At 67.6% G+C, this 16,032-nt stretch carries 15 protein-coding genes and 1 pseudogene; 10 read left to right on the plus strand and 6 right to left on the minus strand.

Annotated elements, in window-relative coordinates:
- The first annotated feature begins 112 nt into the window (after nt 1-112).
- The 4 genes from ACWGKT_RS39430 (at nt 113) to ACWGKT_RS39445 (ending at nt 4,958) form a co-directional block, all read left to right on the plus strand.
- On the plus strand, nt 113-1,225 hold the full coding sequence (locus tag ACWGKT_RS39430) for a tyrosine-type recombinase/integrase (RefSeq protein WP_453277475.1): 1,113 nt from the start codon (nt 113-115) through the stop codon (nt 1,223-1,225).
- Entirely contained in the window at nt 1,222-3,720 is a 2,499-nt protein-coding gene (locus ACWGKT_RS39435; RefSeq protein ID WP_453277457.1) for a tyrosine-type recombinase/integrase, read from the plus strand. Before ACWGKT_RS39430 ends, ACWGKT_RS39435 begins: the two co-directional genes overlap by 4 nt.
- A gap of 5 nt (nt 3,721-3,725) precedes the next feature.
- Nucleotides 3,726-4,244: a DUF6262 family protein gene (locus tag ACWGKT_RS39440; protein WP_453277458.1), complete on the plus strand. Its 519-nt coding sequence runs from the start codon at nt 3,726-3,728 to the stop codon at nt 4,242-4,244.
- Nucleotides 4,245-4,466: 222 nt separating this feature from the next.
- Nucleotides 4,467-4,958, plus strand: coding sequence for a hypothetical protein (locus tag ACWGKT_RS39445; protein ID WP_453277477.1), 492 nt, complete (start codon nt 4,467-4,469; stop codon nt 4,956-4,958).
- 221 nt (nt 4,959-5,179) lie between these two features.
- Here the strand turns inward: ACWGKT_RS39445 and ACWGKT_RS39450 are convergent.
- The 3 genes and pseudogenes from ACWGKT_RS39450 to ACWGKT_RS39460 all read right to left on the minus strand — a co-directional run.
- Nucleotides 5,180-5,332: pseudogene (locus ACWGKT_RS39450) on the minus strand (Ku protein); the annotation flags it as partial.
- A 160-nt stretch (nt 5,333-5,492) separates the two neighbouring features.
- Nucleotides 5,493-5,864: a hypothetical protein gene (locus ACWGKT_RS39455; RefSeq protein WP_453277459.1), complete on the minus strand. Its 372-nt coding sequence runs from the start codon at nt 5,862-5,864 to the stop codon at nt 5,493-5,495.
- The gene (locus ACWGKT_RS39460; protein WP_453277460.1) at nt 5,831-6,838 is read right to left on the minus strand and encodes a DinB/UmuC family translesion DNA polymerase; all 1,008 of its coding nucleotides are present in this window, start codon (nt 6,836-6,838) and stop codon (nt 5,831-5,833) included. The genes ACWGKT_RS39455 and ACWGKT_RS39460 overlap by 34 nt, the downstream gene beginning before the upstream one ends.
- Nucleotides 6,839-6,928: 90 nt before the next feature.
- Here ACWGKT_RS39460 and ACWGKT_RS39465 point away from each other — a divergent pair, with 90 nt between their 5' ends.
- The 5 genes from ACWGKT_RS39465 to ACWGKT_RS39485 all read left to right on the plus strand — a co-directional run bounded on the left by ACWGKT_RS39465 (nt 6,929) and on the right by ACWGKT_RS39485 (nt 10,788).
- Nucleotides 6,929-7,657, plus strand: coding sequence for a DUF6233 domain-containing protein (locus tag ACWGKT_RS39465; protein WP_453277461.1), 729 nt, complete (start codon nt 6,929-6,931; stop codon nt 7,655-7,657).
- Nucleotides 7,638-8,597 carry a DNA-processing protein DprA gene (locus ACWGKT_RS39470; protein WP_453277462.1) on the plus strand — a complete coding sequence of 320 codons (960 nt, stop codon included), beginning with the start codon at nt 7,638-7,640 and terminating at the stop codon, nt 8,595-8,597. The genes ACWGKT_RS39465 and ACWGKT_RS39470 overlap by 20 nt, the downstream gene beginning before the upstream one ends.
- A 224-nt stretch (nt 8,598-8,821) precedes the next feature.
- Nucleotides 8,822-9,346 (plus strand): ComF family protein, encoded by a 525-nt coding sequence (locus ACWGKT_RS39475; RefSeq protein ID WP_453277463.1) that lies wholly within the window; start codon nt 8,822-8,824, stop codon nt 9,344-9,346.
- Between the two features lie 204 nt (nt 9,347-9,550).
- Nucleotides 9,551-9,985, plus strand: a complete 435-nt coding sequence (locus ACWGKT_RS39480) for a transposase (protein ID WP_453277464.1) — start codon at nt 9,551-9,553, stop codon at nt 9,983-9,985.
- Nucleotides 9,986-10,221: 236 nt separating this feature from the next.
- The gene (locus tag ACWGKT_RS39485; RefSeq protein ID WP_453277465.1) at nt 10,222-10,788 is read left to right on the plus strand and encodes an SMI1/KNR4 family protein; all 567 of its coding nucleotides are present in this window, start codon (nt 10,222-10,224) and stop codon (nt 10,786-10,788) included.
- A 204-nt stretch (nt 10,789-10,992) separates the two neighbouring features.
- On the opposite strand, the gene ACWGKT_RS39490 is transcribed toward ACWGKT_RS39485, so the two are convergent.
- From ACWGKT_RS39490 to ACWGKT_RS39500, 3 genes are all read right to left on the minus strand, one after another.
- Entirely contained in the window at nt 10,993-11,631 is a 639-nt protein-coding gene (locus tag ACWGKT_RS39490; RefSeq protein WP_453277476.1) for a GNAT family N-acetyltransferase, read from the minus strand.
- Between the two features lie 197 nt (nt 11,632-11,828).
- Complete coding sequence (locus ACWGKT_RS39495; RefSeq protein WP_453277466.1) at nt 11,829-12,311, minus strand: RNA polymerase sigma factor; 483 nt, start codon at nt 12,309-12,311, stop codon at nt 11,829-11,831.
- Between the two features lie 500 nt (nt 12,312-12,811).
- Nucleotides 12,812-13,009 carry a hypothetical protein gene (locus ACWGKT_RS39500; RefSeq protein ID WP_453277467.1) on the minus strand — a complete coding sequence of 66 codons (198 nt, stop codon included), beginning with the start codon at nt 13,007-13,009 and terminating at the stop codon, nt 12,812-12,814.
- Between the two features lie 223 nt (nt 13,010-13,232).
- Here ACWGKT_RS39500 and ACWGKT_RS39505 point away from each other — a divergent pair.
- Nucleotides 13,233-16,032: NACHT domain-containing protein (locus ACWGKT_RS39505; protein ID WP_453277468.1), on the plus strand; the 2,800-nt coding region annotated here is incomplete at its 3' end.

Consider the following 16,032-nt stretch of genomic DNA (forward strand, 5'->3'; position numbering starts at 1 on the left):
TTCTCCGGGGGTGTGGCTCTGCGGTGGATCGTTGCGATCGACTCGTGGACTAGGGGTACAAGTGCGTGCATTTCCTGTACGGATGCCTTCGGGCCTTCGGTACTGGACCGTGATGGATGACGATTTTGAGGTCGTCGAGGACGCTGACCGCTTCCTGCGCGAGATTCGGCTGGCGCGAGGGCGGGCGGAGCTGACGACGAAGGCATACGCCGAGGGCCTTGTCCTGTTCTTGCGCTGGTGTGTGAGGACGGGGCGGGACTGGCGGACGGCGGCTCGCGAGATGGGACTGTTCATCCTCTGGCTGAGGTGGACGCCCGGCAACGGCGGGCAGCGCCAGGTCGTGGTGCCCGGGCCCGGGACCAAGCCGGTCCGCGGGGACACCCGGATCAACAAAGTGCTCTCCGCCGTGCGGATGTTCCTGGTCCACGCGGTCATCAACAAGGCCGTGCCGGCCTCGGTGTTGGAGCAGATCTACGAACTGAGCGACGACCACGACCTGCCCTTGGCGGCCCGCGGTGAGAGCGGCGCGATGCGCCACCGCCTGCGCGCCCATCACCGGCTCCAGGAACCCGAGACCGAGGTCGACCGGGCCAGCGATGAAGAGGTCATTGCGATGTTTCTCGCGTGCCGCTCGGCGCGCGACCGGCTGATCATGCTCCTGCTGTCCCGCGTGGGCCTGCGTCCAGGGCAGGTCGCTGGCCTTCGTCGCCGTGATCCTCACCTGCTGCTGGACTCGCGGTCACTGGGCTGCCACGTCGAAGGCGCCCACCTGCATGTCGTCCGGCGTCAGAACGAGAACAACGCGTGGTCGAAGTCGAAGAAGTCGTGGGTGATGCCCGTGGACTTCCTGGTCGTGCAGGCATTCGACCAGTACGTGCTGGAACGGCATGAGCGTCTGGGGTCCGACGGCAGCGACTTTCTGCTCGTCAACCTCTTCCGCCGCCCTCTGGGTGCGCCGGTCTCTGCAGACGCAATCGGGGAGCTGTGCGAATCGTTGTCTCGCCGGGCGGGGCTGGGCCGCAGGGTGGGGCCGCGGATGTGCCGGCACACGATGGCCAGCAACGTTGCCGACGCCGGCGGCAAGTTGGACGAGGTGCAGATGCTCCTGGGCTACAAGCATCCCGAATCCGCGCGCCCCTACTTGCATCCGGCGGCATCACGGCTGCGTGAAGCAGTCAACCGTGTCCCCTCGCCGCGAGAACTGGGCTGGGAGGGCGCCCGATGACGGTTACCACTGCTCCGCTCCGGCCCACAGCGCGCCTGGAGGAAGAAGAGGACGGCAGCAGGACCGCGGAATTGCGGGCCGCGGTGGATCAGGAACTTCTGGACCTGCTGGGCTGGTCGGACGAGGTTCGGATGCTGTTCTTCCCTTACGACCACCACCTCCTGGGCATGCCGATGTGCAGGGTGACGGGCTGCTTGCAGGCCAGTGTCGCCCGGCAACTGTGCGAGGGGTGCCGGCTGCGATGGAGGCAGGCAGGGAGGCCCGACGTGGACGAGTACGTGGAGCATGCTCGCCCCGGTATGCGCCGGACCGGGGTCGAGGACTGCTTGGTGAGGGGATGCCCGCGGCCGTTCCGGTCATGGAGAAACCCGGTCTGTTCGACCCACTTCGGCCAGCTCACCCGGCTTCAGGTGACGTTGGAGGAGTTCCTCGTACGTGATGACGTTGTCCCTCTGCCGGCCTTCGGGCACTGCGAGGTCCTGGCTTGCCACCGCAAGCGAGATGGCAACTCCCCGTACTGCCATGGCCATCGTGTCCGCTGGTCCTGGGCCGCCAAACGCGGCCTGAGCACACACGACGAAGCCCGATGGCGGCGTACTGCCGCGCCCGTCTCGGCAAACAACGAGGTCAGCCTGCGCGGACTGGCCGACCGGGTGGTCGCGGAAATCCTCTACGGCATCCAGGCACGTACCCGAGAGGGGCTGCACACGACGCAGCCCGTGCTCCGGACGCTCACCAACCGGCTGCGCGAACTCGAACTGCCCTCGCTGACCGCAGTAGACCTGGACCAGGTATCCCGCGGCGAACGGGGGTTCTGCAGCAGCCTGGTCACCCAAGTCAGCCGCTTCGGGCTCACCCCGGAGGGCGAACGGGCCAAGGACGTGTGGAACGGCGCCGTCTTCGGCCATGCCGGCTATCTGCGCTTCACCGGGATCCACCAGCCATGGCTCCGCAGTGCCGCTAAAGAATGGGCGTTCTTCTCCCTGCCTCAGCGCCGCGGCAAGGCCATCGCCACGTGCCAAGAAGTCGTCAGCGCTTTCGCACTCCTCTCCGAGAGCCTGCAACTGCAGCGCGAGGACTGCGGCAACGACATCCGGGCCGTGGGCCGCAGGGACATCACCGCCTTCGTCAACCGGCTGAGCTACCTGCGCACAACCGGCGTCATCTCGGAGCGCAGAACAGTGGTCATCAGCCGCTATGTACGCAGCAATCTGGCCCGGATGCGGTCTCTGGGCCTGACCCGGCCCGGCGAGCCGCTACACGGCCTGCCGGACGACTTCGCCCTCCTAGCCGAGGACATCCCCGACGACCCCGAGGACACCGAAGCAGGCAAAGACCTCCCGCCCGAGGTCATGCGGCAAATCTGCGAGCACCTGCCCTCACTCGCCGGCAAGAAGCGGAACGGCAACGAGAACCTGGTGGCCACAGAGCTGCTGATCGACACCGGCAGGCGGCCCATGGAGATCTGCCAACTGCGGTGGGACTGCCTCCAACAGGACACCACTGGCCAGAACGTCCTGATCTACGACAACTACAAGTCCGGCCGCAAAGGACGGCGCCTGCCGATCTCCGAGGCAACGGCAGGAGTGATCACCAGGCAGCAGGAGCTGATCCGCACCGACTTCCCCCGGACTCCCACCGCTGAGCTGATGCTCCTGCCGACACGGGTAGGCAACCCCCACGGCCGCAAGCCGCTCGGGGCCGGCTGGCTGTCCGGCCGCCACCGCGAATGGATCCAGTCGCTGCCCGAGTTCCTGGTCCCCACCCGCGTTGAGATCAACGGGCAGCAAATCACCAAGATGCTGCCCTTCGACAAACCCAAGATCTTCCCCTACGCCTACCGGCACACCTACTGCCAGCGGCACGCTGACCAGGGCATCCAGCCCGACGTCCTCCAAAGTCTGATGGACCATCGCCAACTCGCCACTACTCAGCGTTACTACCGGGTAGGTGAGCAGCGTAAACGCGAGGCCGTCGACCGCGTATCGGCGATGCAGTTCGACCGTCACGGCAACCGCATCTGGCGGCAGGCCAAGGAACTGCTGGACGACGAGTACGCCCGCCGCGCCGTCGGCGAAGTTCAGGCACCCTACGGCGTCTGCGTCGAGCCGTCCAACGTCGCGGCCGGCGGACACGCCTGCCCTGTCCGATTCCGCTGCGTCGGCTGCGACCACTTCCGCACAGACGCCTCCTACCTCCCCGATCTGGAGGCATACCTCGCCGACCTGCTGCGAAACCGAGAACGCCTGGCCGCGTTCACCTCCGCTGACGACTGGGCAAAGGTCGAGGCCACACCTTCCGATGAGGAGATCGCCCGGGTCCGTCGTCTTGTGCGGCGCGTCCGGGAGGACCTCGACGCCCTCACCGACGAGGACCGCACGCAGATCAAGGAAGCCACCACCGTCCTCCGCCGCAGCCGCCAGCACATCGTCGCCCTCGGAATGCCCCGCGTCGGACCGCCCATGCCCGACTTTCGCCCCGGCAGAACAGCATGACCAACATGAGTGACGGGCGGCGGGCCGACTCGGCCCGCCGCCGGGAGCGCGTTCTCAAGGCCCTCGACACGATGCTGCGAAGCGACGCCGACATCACCGTTTCGGCTCTCGCCCGCACAGCGCGAGTGGACCGCACCTTCCTCTACCGGCATCGGGACCTGCTCGAACGTGTCCATGCGGCTGCGGCCGCCCCTCCCCAGGAGGGGCGGGCCGCTGCCGTCAGTCGGGCCTCCCTGCAGGCCGACCTGGCCAACGCGCTGGAACGGAACAAACGCCTTGCCGCGCGGGTCCGGCAGTTGGAGAAGCGCCTCTCCCAAGCCCTCGGAGAGGCCGCCTGGGCCGAGTCCGGCCTGGGGGCGCCAGCCGACATCGACCAGCTCCAGCAACGCATCAAGATGCTGGAGCAGAACCTCGCCGACATCCAAGGTCAGCTCGATGACCGTGCCGATGAACTGGAGGCTGCCCGAGCGGCCAACCGCGAGCTGACCCGGGCCCTGAACCAGCGCGAAACTGCCCACCGGTAGGTCTGACGGGCCACCTCCGCGTCGTCTAGACGTGAGCATATGATCGCCAAGCGTGAGCTTTGCTGTTGTCTGACGCATTGAGGGGGAACGGTGCCGGGGAGACATACTGCTCAGGTCCTGAGTGTGGCTGCTGCGATCGCGATGTTGTCCGGGTGCGAAGGAGCAGATCGGCCAGGGCCGGAGGCCCCGACCAGGGTCCCCTCGTCGGCTAAGGCCGATGTCGTGCTTGGTAAGGAGCAGCTGCGGGTCGTGCTGCCTGGCGCAGCCGATGTGCCCCCGGGATGGAAGGCAGCAAGTTCCTACCTCATAGAGGGCGAATCGGGTACCGATGGCCGCGTTGCCTTCGGTAGAAGGGGTTATAGCGCGCCAGATCTCAACGGTCACGTCGTTGGGTTCGGGCTTAGATCGTTCAGGAGTCGCTCACAGGCCGAGGCCGACTACGGCAAGTGGAAGAGGCGTACTGCCGGCACGCAGCAGGCAGCGGCGCAGATAGACGGTGCGGACACGGCATACACGATGGTCTATTGCCTCGGCCGGAGCTACTGCAGCAGCTCAATCCAGATGCAAGTGGGGCCCGTCAGCGCGTACGTGAACATCAACACTGATGGGCCGCCGGCTGCAGATCCAAAGGTGCTCAACTCCGTGGCACGCACCTTCGTGCTGCGCATCCGCCAGGCAGAGCAAGGCCAGAGGCCCACCGCGAAGGCCGGCTGAGGCTGCGGCGGCTGACGAAGGCTTCCGCAGCCTGGGCGCCGGGAGCCGTACAAGAGCGCGGCGCTTCCATTACACCGATCCGAAGACGATTGGCTCGATTGGCTGCCGCGCAGCGGGCGCAGGAGGGATCCCGCGTTCGCTCGATTCAGCGATGGCGCCACACCTGTTGCACCAGATACCGTCGTCCGCACCGACGCTGAGCTGCACGAATCGGCGCATTTGAGAGTCGCAGCACTCTTCTCCCTCAGAGAACCCATGTCCTCCAGGTGGTACTGGTGGAAGTGGATGCTGTGGTCCTCCGTCGCGCTGACCACATTGATCGGCACCGTGACCAGACCGAACGAGATGGCGCCAGACCAGATGGTTCGGGGCATGGCAGACCTCCGCAGTACGCCCCGAGCACACTCAGCCTAGAAGCCGGGCCAGCACTGGGCACCCCAAGGGCCATCCCGGTGTTCTGGTGCCTGCTTCGGGGCTGTTAGGACTCGAATGTCAGGGCGTCACTGTCGTTGCTTCGGGAAGGCGCCGCCGGGATCATCGTCCGTCGGCTGACTTGCCTCCCGTGTGCCGGACAGGCCAACTGCTGGGGCTGTGGTCGCGGAAGTCGGCGATCGCGGTCCTTGTCTTGTCCGCGGCGTCCCACTCTGCGTGGTAGTCGCCGGTGGGTGTGCGCCAGTCGCGCACCAGGCGTTCGGCTACCTCGGCGACGTCGTCCGGGCGCGCGAAGATCCGGCGCAGTGGGGTGAGCGGCCGGTGCGGTCCTTGGATGCGGGGGTTGGCGCCGAGTGGCGTGTAGGCCCAGCCGGTCTCGTCGGTCCAGGTCATCCGGATGCCGCCGATGCCGTGGGTCCGGCTGACGTCCCAGGCGAGCATCAGGTACATCGTCTCGCCGTGCTCACGGCCCATTGTGCCGGCCCGGATCTTGCCCGGCGGGATGCCGCGCGTGGTGAGGGCTTCGTCGACGGCTTGCGCGTAGGGCCAGTGCGGCAGTACGGGGCTCGTCCCCGGCGGATCAAGCAGCATCTCTTCGCCTTCCCGGGGCGGACCGTGGGGTCATGACGCGTGGGGGAAGGTCGCGGCGGGGCCGACCGCGGTGGGCCGAACTTGGCGCGGATGCGGTCGATTGCGGCTTCGGCGACCAGGCGGGCCTCCCTCGCCTGGTCGAGGCTGATCTGTTCGGCGACCTGGCCGGCGTCGATGAGGTCCTCGCCTTTGAGGGCGAGGCCGGTCAGGCGGCCGCGCTGCAGGCCGGCGGCGTCCATCAGCTGATAGGCGAGGGATCGCAGGTCCTCGTCGTGCGCGGACGCCTCTCGCAAGCGGCGGGTCTTCTCCCAGCTGGTACCGCCGGCGAACCGCAGGGTCAGGGTGAGCGCGCGGGCCGCCTGGTCGCGATTGCGGAGCAGCACGCCGAGTTGGACGACCAGGTCGAGCAAGGCGGCGCGGACGGCGGCCCCGTCCAGGGTGTGGCGGTCGAAGGTGTGCCGCACGGTCGCGGAGGCGGGCAGGGCGCGGGCAGCCGGGCGAGCCAGTCGGCGGCGTGCTCGGGCGCAATCGCGAGGACCCCGCCCGGAGCGGTTGATCTGTCCGGAGGCAGTCGCCGCGACCGTGATGGTCGGGCCGATGCCCACGCGGACGTCGACGCCCAGGCGGGAGATGGCCCGCACGCGCAGGACTTCGCCGAGCCGCCGGCCGTCGACACCGTGGTAGCGCAGTGCCCCCTTGAGCTGGACCAGGGCCGCGGACGGCGGCAGCGCCTGGACGACCGGGGACAGGTCCGCCAGGAGCTCCAGGACCTGCCGGTAGGTCTCCTCCGGCAGCCGGTCCGGGCAGCGCACATGCATCACCGACGGCTGCCCGACCTGCGGCGTCTCCACGTTCACCAAAGTCCACCTCCCACACCTCACGTTATCGAACATAAAATCGAGCACGCGAGTGCGCGAGCGGTTGATCATGGGCCTAGAATCAAAAATGTGTTCGACGACCTGCCGCCCGACCTGGACCGCCTCCACACGTTGCGGGTCTGGCACGCCATGTGGCTGGCACGCATCGACTGCAAGATCGCCGCGATCGTGAAGCAGCAAGCCGAGCAGGAACAGGGCCGACAGCGACGGCCCCGGCCACCGGAGTGGATCATCGAACTCGGCATCGGCACCGGAAGCCCACCCACACGGGTCCACGCAGGCGACTGCCACATGGCAGGCAAGCGCCGCCGCCCCATCAACCAGGACGAGGCCCGCCGGCTACTCGTCGCTGGCACCACAGCCTGCACCCACTGCCACCCCGACCAGCATCTGGGCATCCTCGACTTAGCCACCGCGCGCTGCGGCGCGCGAGGTCAGTTCTGCGACGGAATCCGGGCGGTGATCTCCCGGTCCATACGAACTCCCGCAGGCGACAGCGAACCGTCCTGGGCCGCGCCCTCCTGGCACCGCATCAGATCGAGCACTTCCCCCAGGTCCACACCGCCCGCCAACAAAGCCGTGATCGAAGCGCGTCCCCCTGCCGACCAGACAACGACCACAGACTTCTCTCGGCGTCGCTCAGCCGTCTCGCCCTTCACACCAACGGGTCAACGCGTCCCCTGCACAAGAAAAACGGCATGCGACATGATGGAGGCGGCCCACTGCAGGACCGAAACGACCTTCGAACACACCGGGCCGACGAGTAGAAGGACGCACCGTGATCGACATAACCCGTGAACAGGAAGACCTGCTCACCATCTGCGCCCTGCGAGCGCAGAACAAATCCGTGGACTGGAACCTCATCGCCCGTACGTGCCAGTCCCGCGAGGCCTTGGACGTCGTCCTCGGCGGAGACCTGCCCGAAGACTCCGCCATCGCACGACGCAACCAGCCCCTCCTGCGCGAGGCCCTCCCCTATCTCGACGACGCCCGTGCCCGGGTCGCCGCCGAGCGCGAAGCCGCGGAAAAGGCAGGCGCCCGTCTCGTCACCGTCCTGGACCCCGACTATCCCGCCAACCTGCGGGTCATCCCCAACCTGCCGCCCTTCCTCTTCTACCTCGGCGACCTCCAGGAGCGTGACGCACGATCAGCCGCCGTCGTCGGCACCCGTACCGCAAGCGAGGACGGCCTTCGCCGTGCTGCCCGCATGGCCCGGGAACTCGTCGAGCATGACGTCGTGGTCTTCAGCGGCCTGGCCAAGGGCATCGACACCGCTGTCCACACCGCGACCGTCGAGGCCGGCGGCCGCACCGTCGCCGTCCTGGGCACGGGCATCGCCGCGCGGATCTACCCCGCCCAGAACAAGCTGCTGGCCGCGCAAATTCTCGACAGAGGCGGAGCGCTCCTTTCCCAGTTCTGGCCCACCTCCGCAGCCGCAACCTGGACCTTCCCCCGCCGCAACGTGGTCACCTCTGGATCGACCATGGGCAGCATCGTCATCGAGGCGTCCTCGACCTCCGGCGCCAAGATGCAGGCCCGCATCGCTCACGAGCACGGCAAGCACGTCTTCCTGCTCAAGTCCCTGGCCACGAAGGAACCCTGGGCGGCGAAAATGATCGACGAGGGCAAGGCCGTGGAAGTCTCCGAGCTGAGCGACATCCTTGAACGTCTGGGCAACGCCAGGCGCGTGCAGCAGGCAGGACAGCAGCGTCTACAGCTCGCGCTGGCGGGCCTGTGACCAACGCGTCTGACTTACCTCAGCCGCTCGGTTTTCCCAAATGCCCCAGGTGCGCCTACCGCTTCATCGGCGCACCCCACGTCTGCGCGCAGTGCGCAGCCGAAAAAGTGCGCCCGCTCGCAGAACACCACTGCGCTGTCTGCAGCCAGAGCCTCAGCAGCGCCGATACACGATGCCGGAACATCATCTGCAGCTGGCCGTCCGAGCGCCGGTTCTTCACGAGGGTGGACGCCGTCGCCCTCTACGCGCCGCCACTTGAGCAGACCATCTGGAAGTTCAAGTACGACGGTGTGGCCGGCTGGGGCGTGGTCTTGGGGCGTCTCATCATCGGCTGGCTCAACGCGCACACCGACGACTTAGAAGACATCGACCTCATCCTCGGCAATCCCACGGCCCCCGATCGCGCCCCACTCCAGCACGTTGAAACCATGCTGGAAGCCGCGTTCGCCGAGGACGCCCTGGGGCAGTGGCCCATCGCCGATCCCGACAGCCCCGTACTCATCAAGCAGCACGAGACCGGCAAGTCCGCTCGCAGCAAGGGATGGCAGGGAAAAATGGATGCCGCCCGCGAGCACGCTGCCGCCCTCAAACTCCGTCAGAGCGTCGAAGGCCAGCGCATCCTGCTGGTGGACGACGTCTTCACCACGGGCGCCACCTTCCACACTGTCGGCAGACGGCTGATGGCTGAATGGGGAGCGGTGGAGGTACGAGGCCTGGTCCTCGCCCGCGTGCCCTTCGGCACGATCTAGCAGCCGTTCGACCGGCTGACTGCCGTACGGAGCGTCTCCGATCGCGCGGAGAGGACAGCGACCCAAGCGACCGAGCACGGCGATCCTCCACTCCACCGGGGAGGACACACGCATGTACCTGGCGTGCATGTGAAACGACGGGCCCTCCACCTTGATCGTGGACACCTCGACACTGGATCTTGAGTCCAGGGAGAGGAGTCCCAGGTGGGGACCTACAAGTACTCGGCGGAGTTCCGGGCCGACGCGGTGGCGTTGGCCCGTTCGTCGGGCCGACCCGTCTCGCGGGTGGCTGCCGAACTGGGTGTGAACCACGAGACGCTGCGGCAGTGGATCAAGACGGCGGAGAAGGCGGAGCGGCCCGAGGCCGTTGTGGCATCGGCGAAGGACGCGGAGATAGCGGCCCTGCGCAAGCAGGTGCGCGAGCTGGGGATGGAGCGCTGCCTCGCAGGCATCTCTCGGTGTGAGGTCATCTCTGGTGGTACGGATGTTGGGAGCCGCAGTTCCTCCGGTTGGTCAGCGCGGAGACTGACACAGCAACGCGACACCCGTAATTTCCTCCGCCGAGTTGTGCAGTCAAATACGGCGCCGCAACCAGCCGCTGCCGCGGCGCGGCCCGCGCGAAGGGGTGGCTACGCGTGATCCGAAGGCGTGTGAGTCGGCTGGCAGGCGCGCGGACACGCCGTCTGCCGGACGGCATCTGATCGCCGATCAAGCAGTCCTGTGGAGCCCGGAAAGGTCGCCGCCGCGGCGAGTATCGTTCGTGACCGGAGGTCCAGAATGAGCGACAGTCCGGGTGCCGCGCTGACTCCGATGCATCCGATTACTTTCAGCGGGTCCGGATCAAGGAAGAGCTGTGGCTTCGTGAGCATGCGCCCGTGACGCAGGCGGCCCTGGGTCCGGGCGCGAGCGCAGAGGAGATTGCAGCCGTGGAGGCGGCGTTGGGGGTCGCCGCGCCGGCGGAGCTGCGGACGCTGTGGGGACTCGTCTCGGGCGGCAACGTCAACGGCGGCGGCTTCTGGCTCGATAATCGCTCCCTGATGCGTCTGGACGACGTCATAGAGGTGTACCGGCGCAAGATGGAGTTCCAGGCGGAGACGGAGCAGGAATACGCGACACCTGGTGTCCCGGGCGAAGAGGACATCGTCGTATGGCAGCGGCCGTGGATCCCCGTCTTCTCCTTCGGTGAGGAGGACACCGTTCTGGGCACATATCTCGACAGCGCGTCGGGGCTGATGTGGAACTGGTCCAAGTACGAGTACCTCTTGCCGTACGGCACCAAGCCGCAGCACTCCCTGGTGACCTACCTCGAAGAGATCGCGGACAGCTTGGAGACTCCGGCGCTCGCCACCGGGGGGACGCCTGGTCTGCTGGACGGCCGGCTCGTGTGGCTGGACAGTTCCCTGGACGAGGACGAGCAGCGTCGGTGGCGTCCGCTGGCGTGAGTGGCTGCAACGCAAAGAAGGGGCCTACGACGGGCCCCTTCTAGCGTTCGCCGGCTATCCGATCTTCTTCCAGGTGCAGGTTTTGTCCGCGCCCTGGCAGTGGGCGTAGCCGGGGAGGTTGACGAAGTATCCGTCGTTGTCGAGGGTGAGCCCGCGCCCAGACGACGCCCCCATACCTGCGGCATCGGCCCAGACCGATCCTCGTCAGTTCCGGTCAGTGAACAACGTCAAACCGCCGGTGTCGGCCAGTTGTTCGTCGACACCGGGGAGATCCTCCGGCAGGAGACTCCAGACAATGACGTCGGTGCGCACCTCAGACCACTCGCCATCCGCGGTCCTGGCGCGCGCCGTCCAGGCGTTGCGCAGCACACCCTCGGAGATGCAACCGACCTTCTCGGCCACCTGCTGGGCGGCGGTGTTGTCGGCACCGATGCGCAGCTCCAGTCGCTCGAACTTCTGGTCGTGGAAGAGCCACTTGGCGATGCCCAGGACCGCCTCGGAGGCGTAGCCCTCGCCGCGTGCCCAGGGGGCGATGACGTATGCGATCTCGGTGGAGCGGACGCGCCAGTCGGTGTTGCGCAGATGCACCATTCCGACCAGGCGTTGGGTGAGGAACTCAGTGACGGCGAAGACGATGCCGCGGCCCTGAGCGCGTTCGGCCGGGGCAACGTCTGCAATCCAGGTGCGGGCGTCGGCCTTGGTGTACGGCTGCGGCGCGGACGTCCAAGCAGTGACGGACTCGTCGTTCATCATCTCAGCGAACGCCTCGATGTCCCTCTCATCGAGAGGGCGCAGGACCAGTCGCTCCGTGCTGATGTCGAGGCTGGGGAAGGTGCTCGTCATGGCTGGAGTCGTCGCCGTTTGCACGTCGGCAACCCGGCCGGCCCCTTCCCGGGCTGCGGCCCGGCGTCGGGCCTCGAACGTTACCTGTTCGAGCGCAGCCGCAAGGGTTTCCGGGGCGGAATACCGTGCGACGAGTCGGTCGTAGGCGGCATCCTGATCGGCCGACTCTGACTCGCCGATGTGCGTCGGATCCATTTTCATGCCTCCTTGTCCATCCGCATCGCGTTCCTCAGGGTCCGCCGCGCGTGAGCGAGGTTGGCACTCGCCTGCGCCGGAGTGCACCCGAGAATTTCGGCGATCTCCGAAGGAGTCATGTCAACCAGTGTCAGCGTCATTACTTCCTGCTGCCGTCGGGGCAGGGCGCCGATCGCGGTGCCCGCGACCAGCGCGAGCTCCGCTGCGACAAGGTCCTGCGCGGACCTCTGGTCAACGAGCTCCCATTCCGGCAGTCCGGCATGCTGACTGCCTGCCAGCTGGCAGGCCACGCGGAACGCAACCGTTCGGACCCAGGCCTGAGGTGCCTGTACTTTTCCCCAGTACTGGATCAGTCTGGTCATCGCTTCGGCGGTCGCGTCTTGCGCGATTACCTCGGTGAAGCCGCGGTGGGTGACCAGCATGGCGATCACCCGGGGGTAGTGGTGCTTGAAGAAGGCCGTGAAGCTGTCGGACTCACTGTCCACTCCGATCGTCCCTCCGGCCCGGGCGGCCCTCGCGCCCGCTCCTGCGCTTCACGATGACAATCAGCAGGACCAGTAAAGCCGAAATGAGCGTGACGGGCGCTGATTTGGTGGTCATATACAGGGTTCCCAGGCCTCCGAGAACTGTATTGATCAAGAGCACCAGGCCGGCTGTTTCGCTGTGTCCCACGCCGGGATCCGATCCGGACGGCGCGGGGTTTCGCGCTTCTGTGCCGGGAAGCGGCTCTGGCCGTTCGGGGAGCTGCGGGTGGCTTTCTGTCATGCTTACCCAGAGCTCCCAGAGCCCCCTCACATGAAATGTGACCCGAGTCACAATCAAGGGCCACGTCGGTGCGGACATGCCGCCGCTGCTTACGCCTATGGCTCGTACAGCCGCCGCTCGGGCGCCGTGCCGCACTCCTGCGACGTCGACAGCGGCCGCCACACGCTGCCGGCACTCGCGGGCAGCGCAGGCCGGAGGGGCGTCGTACCGGGATCGGACCTCAGTGGTGCGTGATCCACCAGTTCAGGACCGCGACGGCGGCGGCTCCGACGGAACCGGCGAGGCCGAGCACAGCGCGACGGCCGGCTTCCCGCCACAGAGGCTGCGACGGCGTGGTGTCGTGGGATCCGCTGCGCCGGGCTACGGGGCTGCTTTGGGTGGGTGGCGTGGTGGTGGGCTTGCGGCGACGGACAGCCATGATCGTTTTCCCTCGGTTGCGAGACGATGTGGTTCGCCGGGCCCGGCGTTGGTTCGAGACTCGCTCGCGCAGGGTGCAGTAATCCCAATTGCGGGGTGAGTGAGGCGGATTGGGCACTAACCTGCAGGTCGACCCCGTGCCGTGCGGCTGCCTGATCTACCCGTTTCAGGCGCCCGAGGTGCAACGGATAGCTGGTGCGGGGTGCGTACGGGACGGGGAGGCGATGGGAGTTCACCGGCAGACGCTGCACCGGCGGCTGCGGAAGCTACGCACCGACGCGGAGGCCGCACACCGGGCCCGGGACGGGTCCGCCGGGGGGCTGCAGAAGGCGCTGGAGAAGCAGGTGCGCCTGACCAAGCTGCCCGGTGCTTCCTCGTTCGAGGGGAAGGTAGCCAGCCGGTGGGCACCGCAGCGTCTGGAGGACTTCAGTGCCCCGCGCCCGGACAGCTTCGAGCAGGTGCTGGCCGTGGTCGCCGTCTGGGAGTCCTGGATCGGCACCCCAACTCTCACCCCTGAAGGCCAGGTCCGTCCGCTCTGGCTACGAAGTGAGGCGTGCAAGGACTGGAAGCGGCTGCTGGAGGATGCCCACCAGGAGACCATGGGCGCCCGCCGCCGCAGCGAAACTGCTTCCGGTGCCGAAGCCGAGGCGGACGCAGCCGTGGCGCGCTACCGCACGCGACTGGTGCAGGCCTACGGCCGGCTGAACCTCGACGTCCTCGGACCGGACGAACGGGCCGGTGAGCAGCCCTCGATCGGGCTGCGCCAGGTGTTCGAGGCACCGCTGCTGGCGTGGGATCCGCCGCGGCCGGAGCTGCCGGCCCGGTTATGGCGAGAACTCGTGGAGCGCGGCGAGATGACCGAGGAGGACCTGCCACCGGGACTGCAGCTGGAGCAGGTCGACAAGTGGCGCAGAACCCGTACCGAACGGCCACCGCAGCCGGTACTGGAAGCTGTGGCCTCACCGGAGGGCCAGCGGCTGGTAGTGCTGGGAGATCCGGGAGCGGGGAAGTCGACGCTCGCGCGATACCTGGCACTGGCACTGGCTGGGGGCCTGGATTCGGTACCGGACACGCTGGAGGCTCTGGCGGGGGCGGTTCCGGTGGTCGTGGAGCTGCGTCACCTGGCCGCCGAGCGCTGGCAGGGGCGGACCGTGGAGGACTTCTGGGAGGAGTTCAACGCCACTGAGCGGATGTTCCTGCCCCGCAGCGTGCTGGAACACCTGATGCACACCGCACAGCGGCCAGTGATCATGCTCTTCGACGGCATGGACGAAATCTTCGATCCCGCACGGCGCGCCGATGTCGCCGGGCAGATCGCCGCCTTCGCGCAGGCCCATCCTCACGTCCGGGTGGTGGTCACCTCCCGCGTCGTCGGCTTCACCCCCGGCGTCTTCACCACCGCGGGCTTCAGCCAGGCCAAACTCGAAGACCTCACCCGGACGCAGATCGAGTCGTTCATCCGCCACTGGTACACCGCCGCCCACCCCGACGACCCGAACGAAGCCTCCCGCCTTACCGAACGCCTGACCGGCGCCGTGCGCGGCTTTGCATCAGTGGCCGAACTGGCCGGCAACCCACTACTGCTGACCATCCTGGCCTCCATCGGCCTGGGCGCCACCATCCCCCGCGACCGCCGCGAGGTCTACCGGCACGCCGTCGACGTCCTGACCGGACGCTGGGACCGCGACGCCAAGAAACTCCGCCTGCCCCGCCAAAACCACCCCGACGTCGCCGCCGCCCTCGACGAACTCGACGCCAGACCCCTGCAGGAACTCCTCGAACTCCTCGCCCGACAGCTCCAGGAAGGCGCCGCCGACACCCGCGGCGGCACCCTGATCTCCCGCACCGACCTGACCAGGATGATCGCCTGCTTCGTGACCGACATGAACTACCCACAGCACGTCGCACGCATCGTCGCCGGCGCCATGGTCGACCGCCTGCACGAACGGGCCTTCCTGCTCCACCCCTACGGCGCCGGCATGTACGGCTTCGTCCACCGCACCTTCCTCGAATACCTCGCCGCCCGCGACCTCAGCCAGCGCTACACCGCACGGGAATGGACCCCCCATCAACTGGTCGACATGCTCGCCCAGCGCGCCACCGAACCCGCCTGGCACGAAGTCATCCTGCTCCTCCTCGGCCAGATCAGCCGCCAGGCAGAAGCAGAACACGCCACCTTCATCGCACGGCTGCTGCACATGCACCGCCGACGCGGCACCCCCGCCTTCCGCCGACTCGACGGCGACGCGCGGTTCCTGGAACTCGCGATCCGGGCGCTGGCCGAGGCCCACCGCATCGGCCGCACACCACCCCACCCTCCCCAACACCCGGAGCAATCACTCTCCGTCCAGAGCAACGCCGTCATCGACACCCTCACCGCCCACCTGACCAGCGCCCCTTGGCAAACCGTGGACGATGCGCTGCCGGCGATGGCCTCCTTCCCATGGTCCTGGACCGGCCGTGAACGCTTCCACCGCTGGTACCAGGCACAGTTCGCACAACCGGAGGTGTTGACCGCAGGCGGAAAAGTCGCGGCATCAATGTGCCGTGACACACGAGAGGCAAGCCGCTTGGCCCGTATCACCTGGGCATCAGAGACTGCCGCAGTGCTGCATGTGCTGGGTGAGCGGTGGCCGGACCACGAGGACAGCCGCACCACCGTCCTCAACGTCGCCCGCGACACCACCACCCGCCGCAACGTCCGCTCTGCCGCTCTACAAGTGCTCGGTGAACGGTGGCCAGACCACGAGGACAGCCGCACCACTATTCTCAACGCCGCCCGCGACACCACCCCCACCCGCCGGAGCCTTCGCTCCACGGCCCTTCAGGTCCTCGGTGAACGGTGGCCAGACCACGAAGACAGCCACAGCACCATCCTCAACGCCGCCCGCGACATCATCACCGGCGGGGACGTTCGCTCCGCTGCCCTGCACGTGCTCGGGCAGCAGTGGCCAGACCACGAAGACAGCCGCACCACCATCCTCAACGCCGCCCGCGACACCACCCCCACCCGCGAGACCGACG

It is taken from the genome of Streptomyces sp. NPDC054794 (assembly GCF_053611585.1).

Bases quoted from the DNA above. Each gene is read 5' to 3' on its own strand.
- ACWGKT_RS39440 (WP_453277458.1), top strand. From the start codon at position 3,726: ATGAGTGACGGGCGGCGGGCCGACTCGGCCCGCCGCCGGGAGCGCGTT.
- ACWGKT_RS39455 (WP_453277459.1), bottom strand. From the start codon at position 5,864: ATGGGCCGTGAGCACGGCGAGACGATGTACCTGATGCTCGCCTGGGAC.
- ACWGKT_RS39490 (WP_453277476.1), bottom strand. From the start codon at position 11,631: ATGACGAGCACCTTCCCCAGCCTCGACATCAGCACGGAGCGACTGGTC.
- ACWGKT_RS39435 (WP_453277457.1), top strand. From the start codon at position 1,222: ATGACGGTTACCACTGCTCCGCTCCGGCCCACAGCGCGCCTGGAGGAA.
- ACWGKT_RS39500 (WP_453277467.1), bottom strand. From the start codon at position 13,009: ATGGCTGTCCGTCGCCGCAAGCCCACCACCACGCCACCCACCCAAAGC.
- ACWGKT_RS39430 (WP_453277475.1), top strand. From the start codon at position 113: ATGGATGACGATTTTGAGGTCGTCGAGGACGCTGACCGCTTCCTGCGC.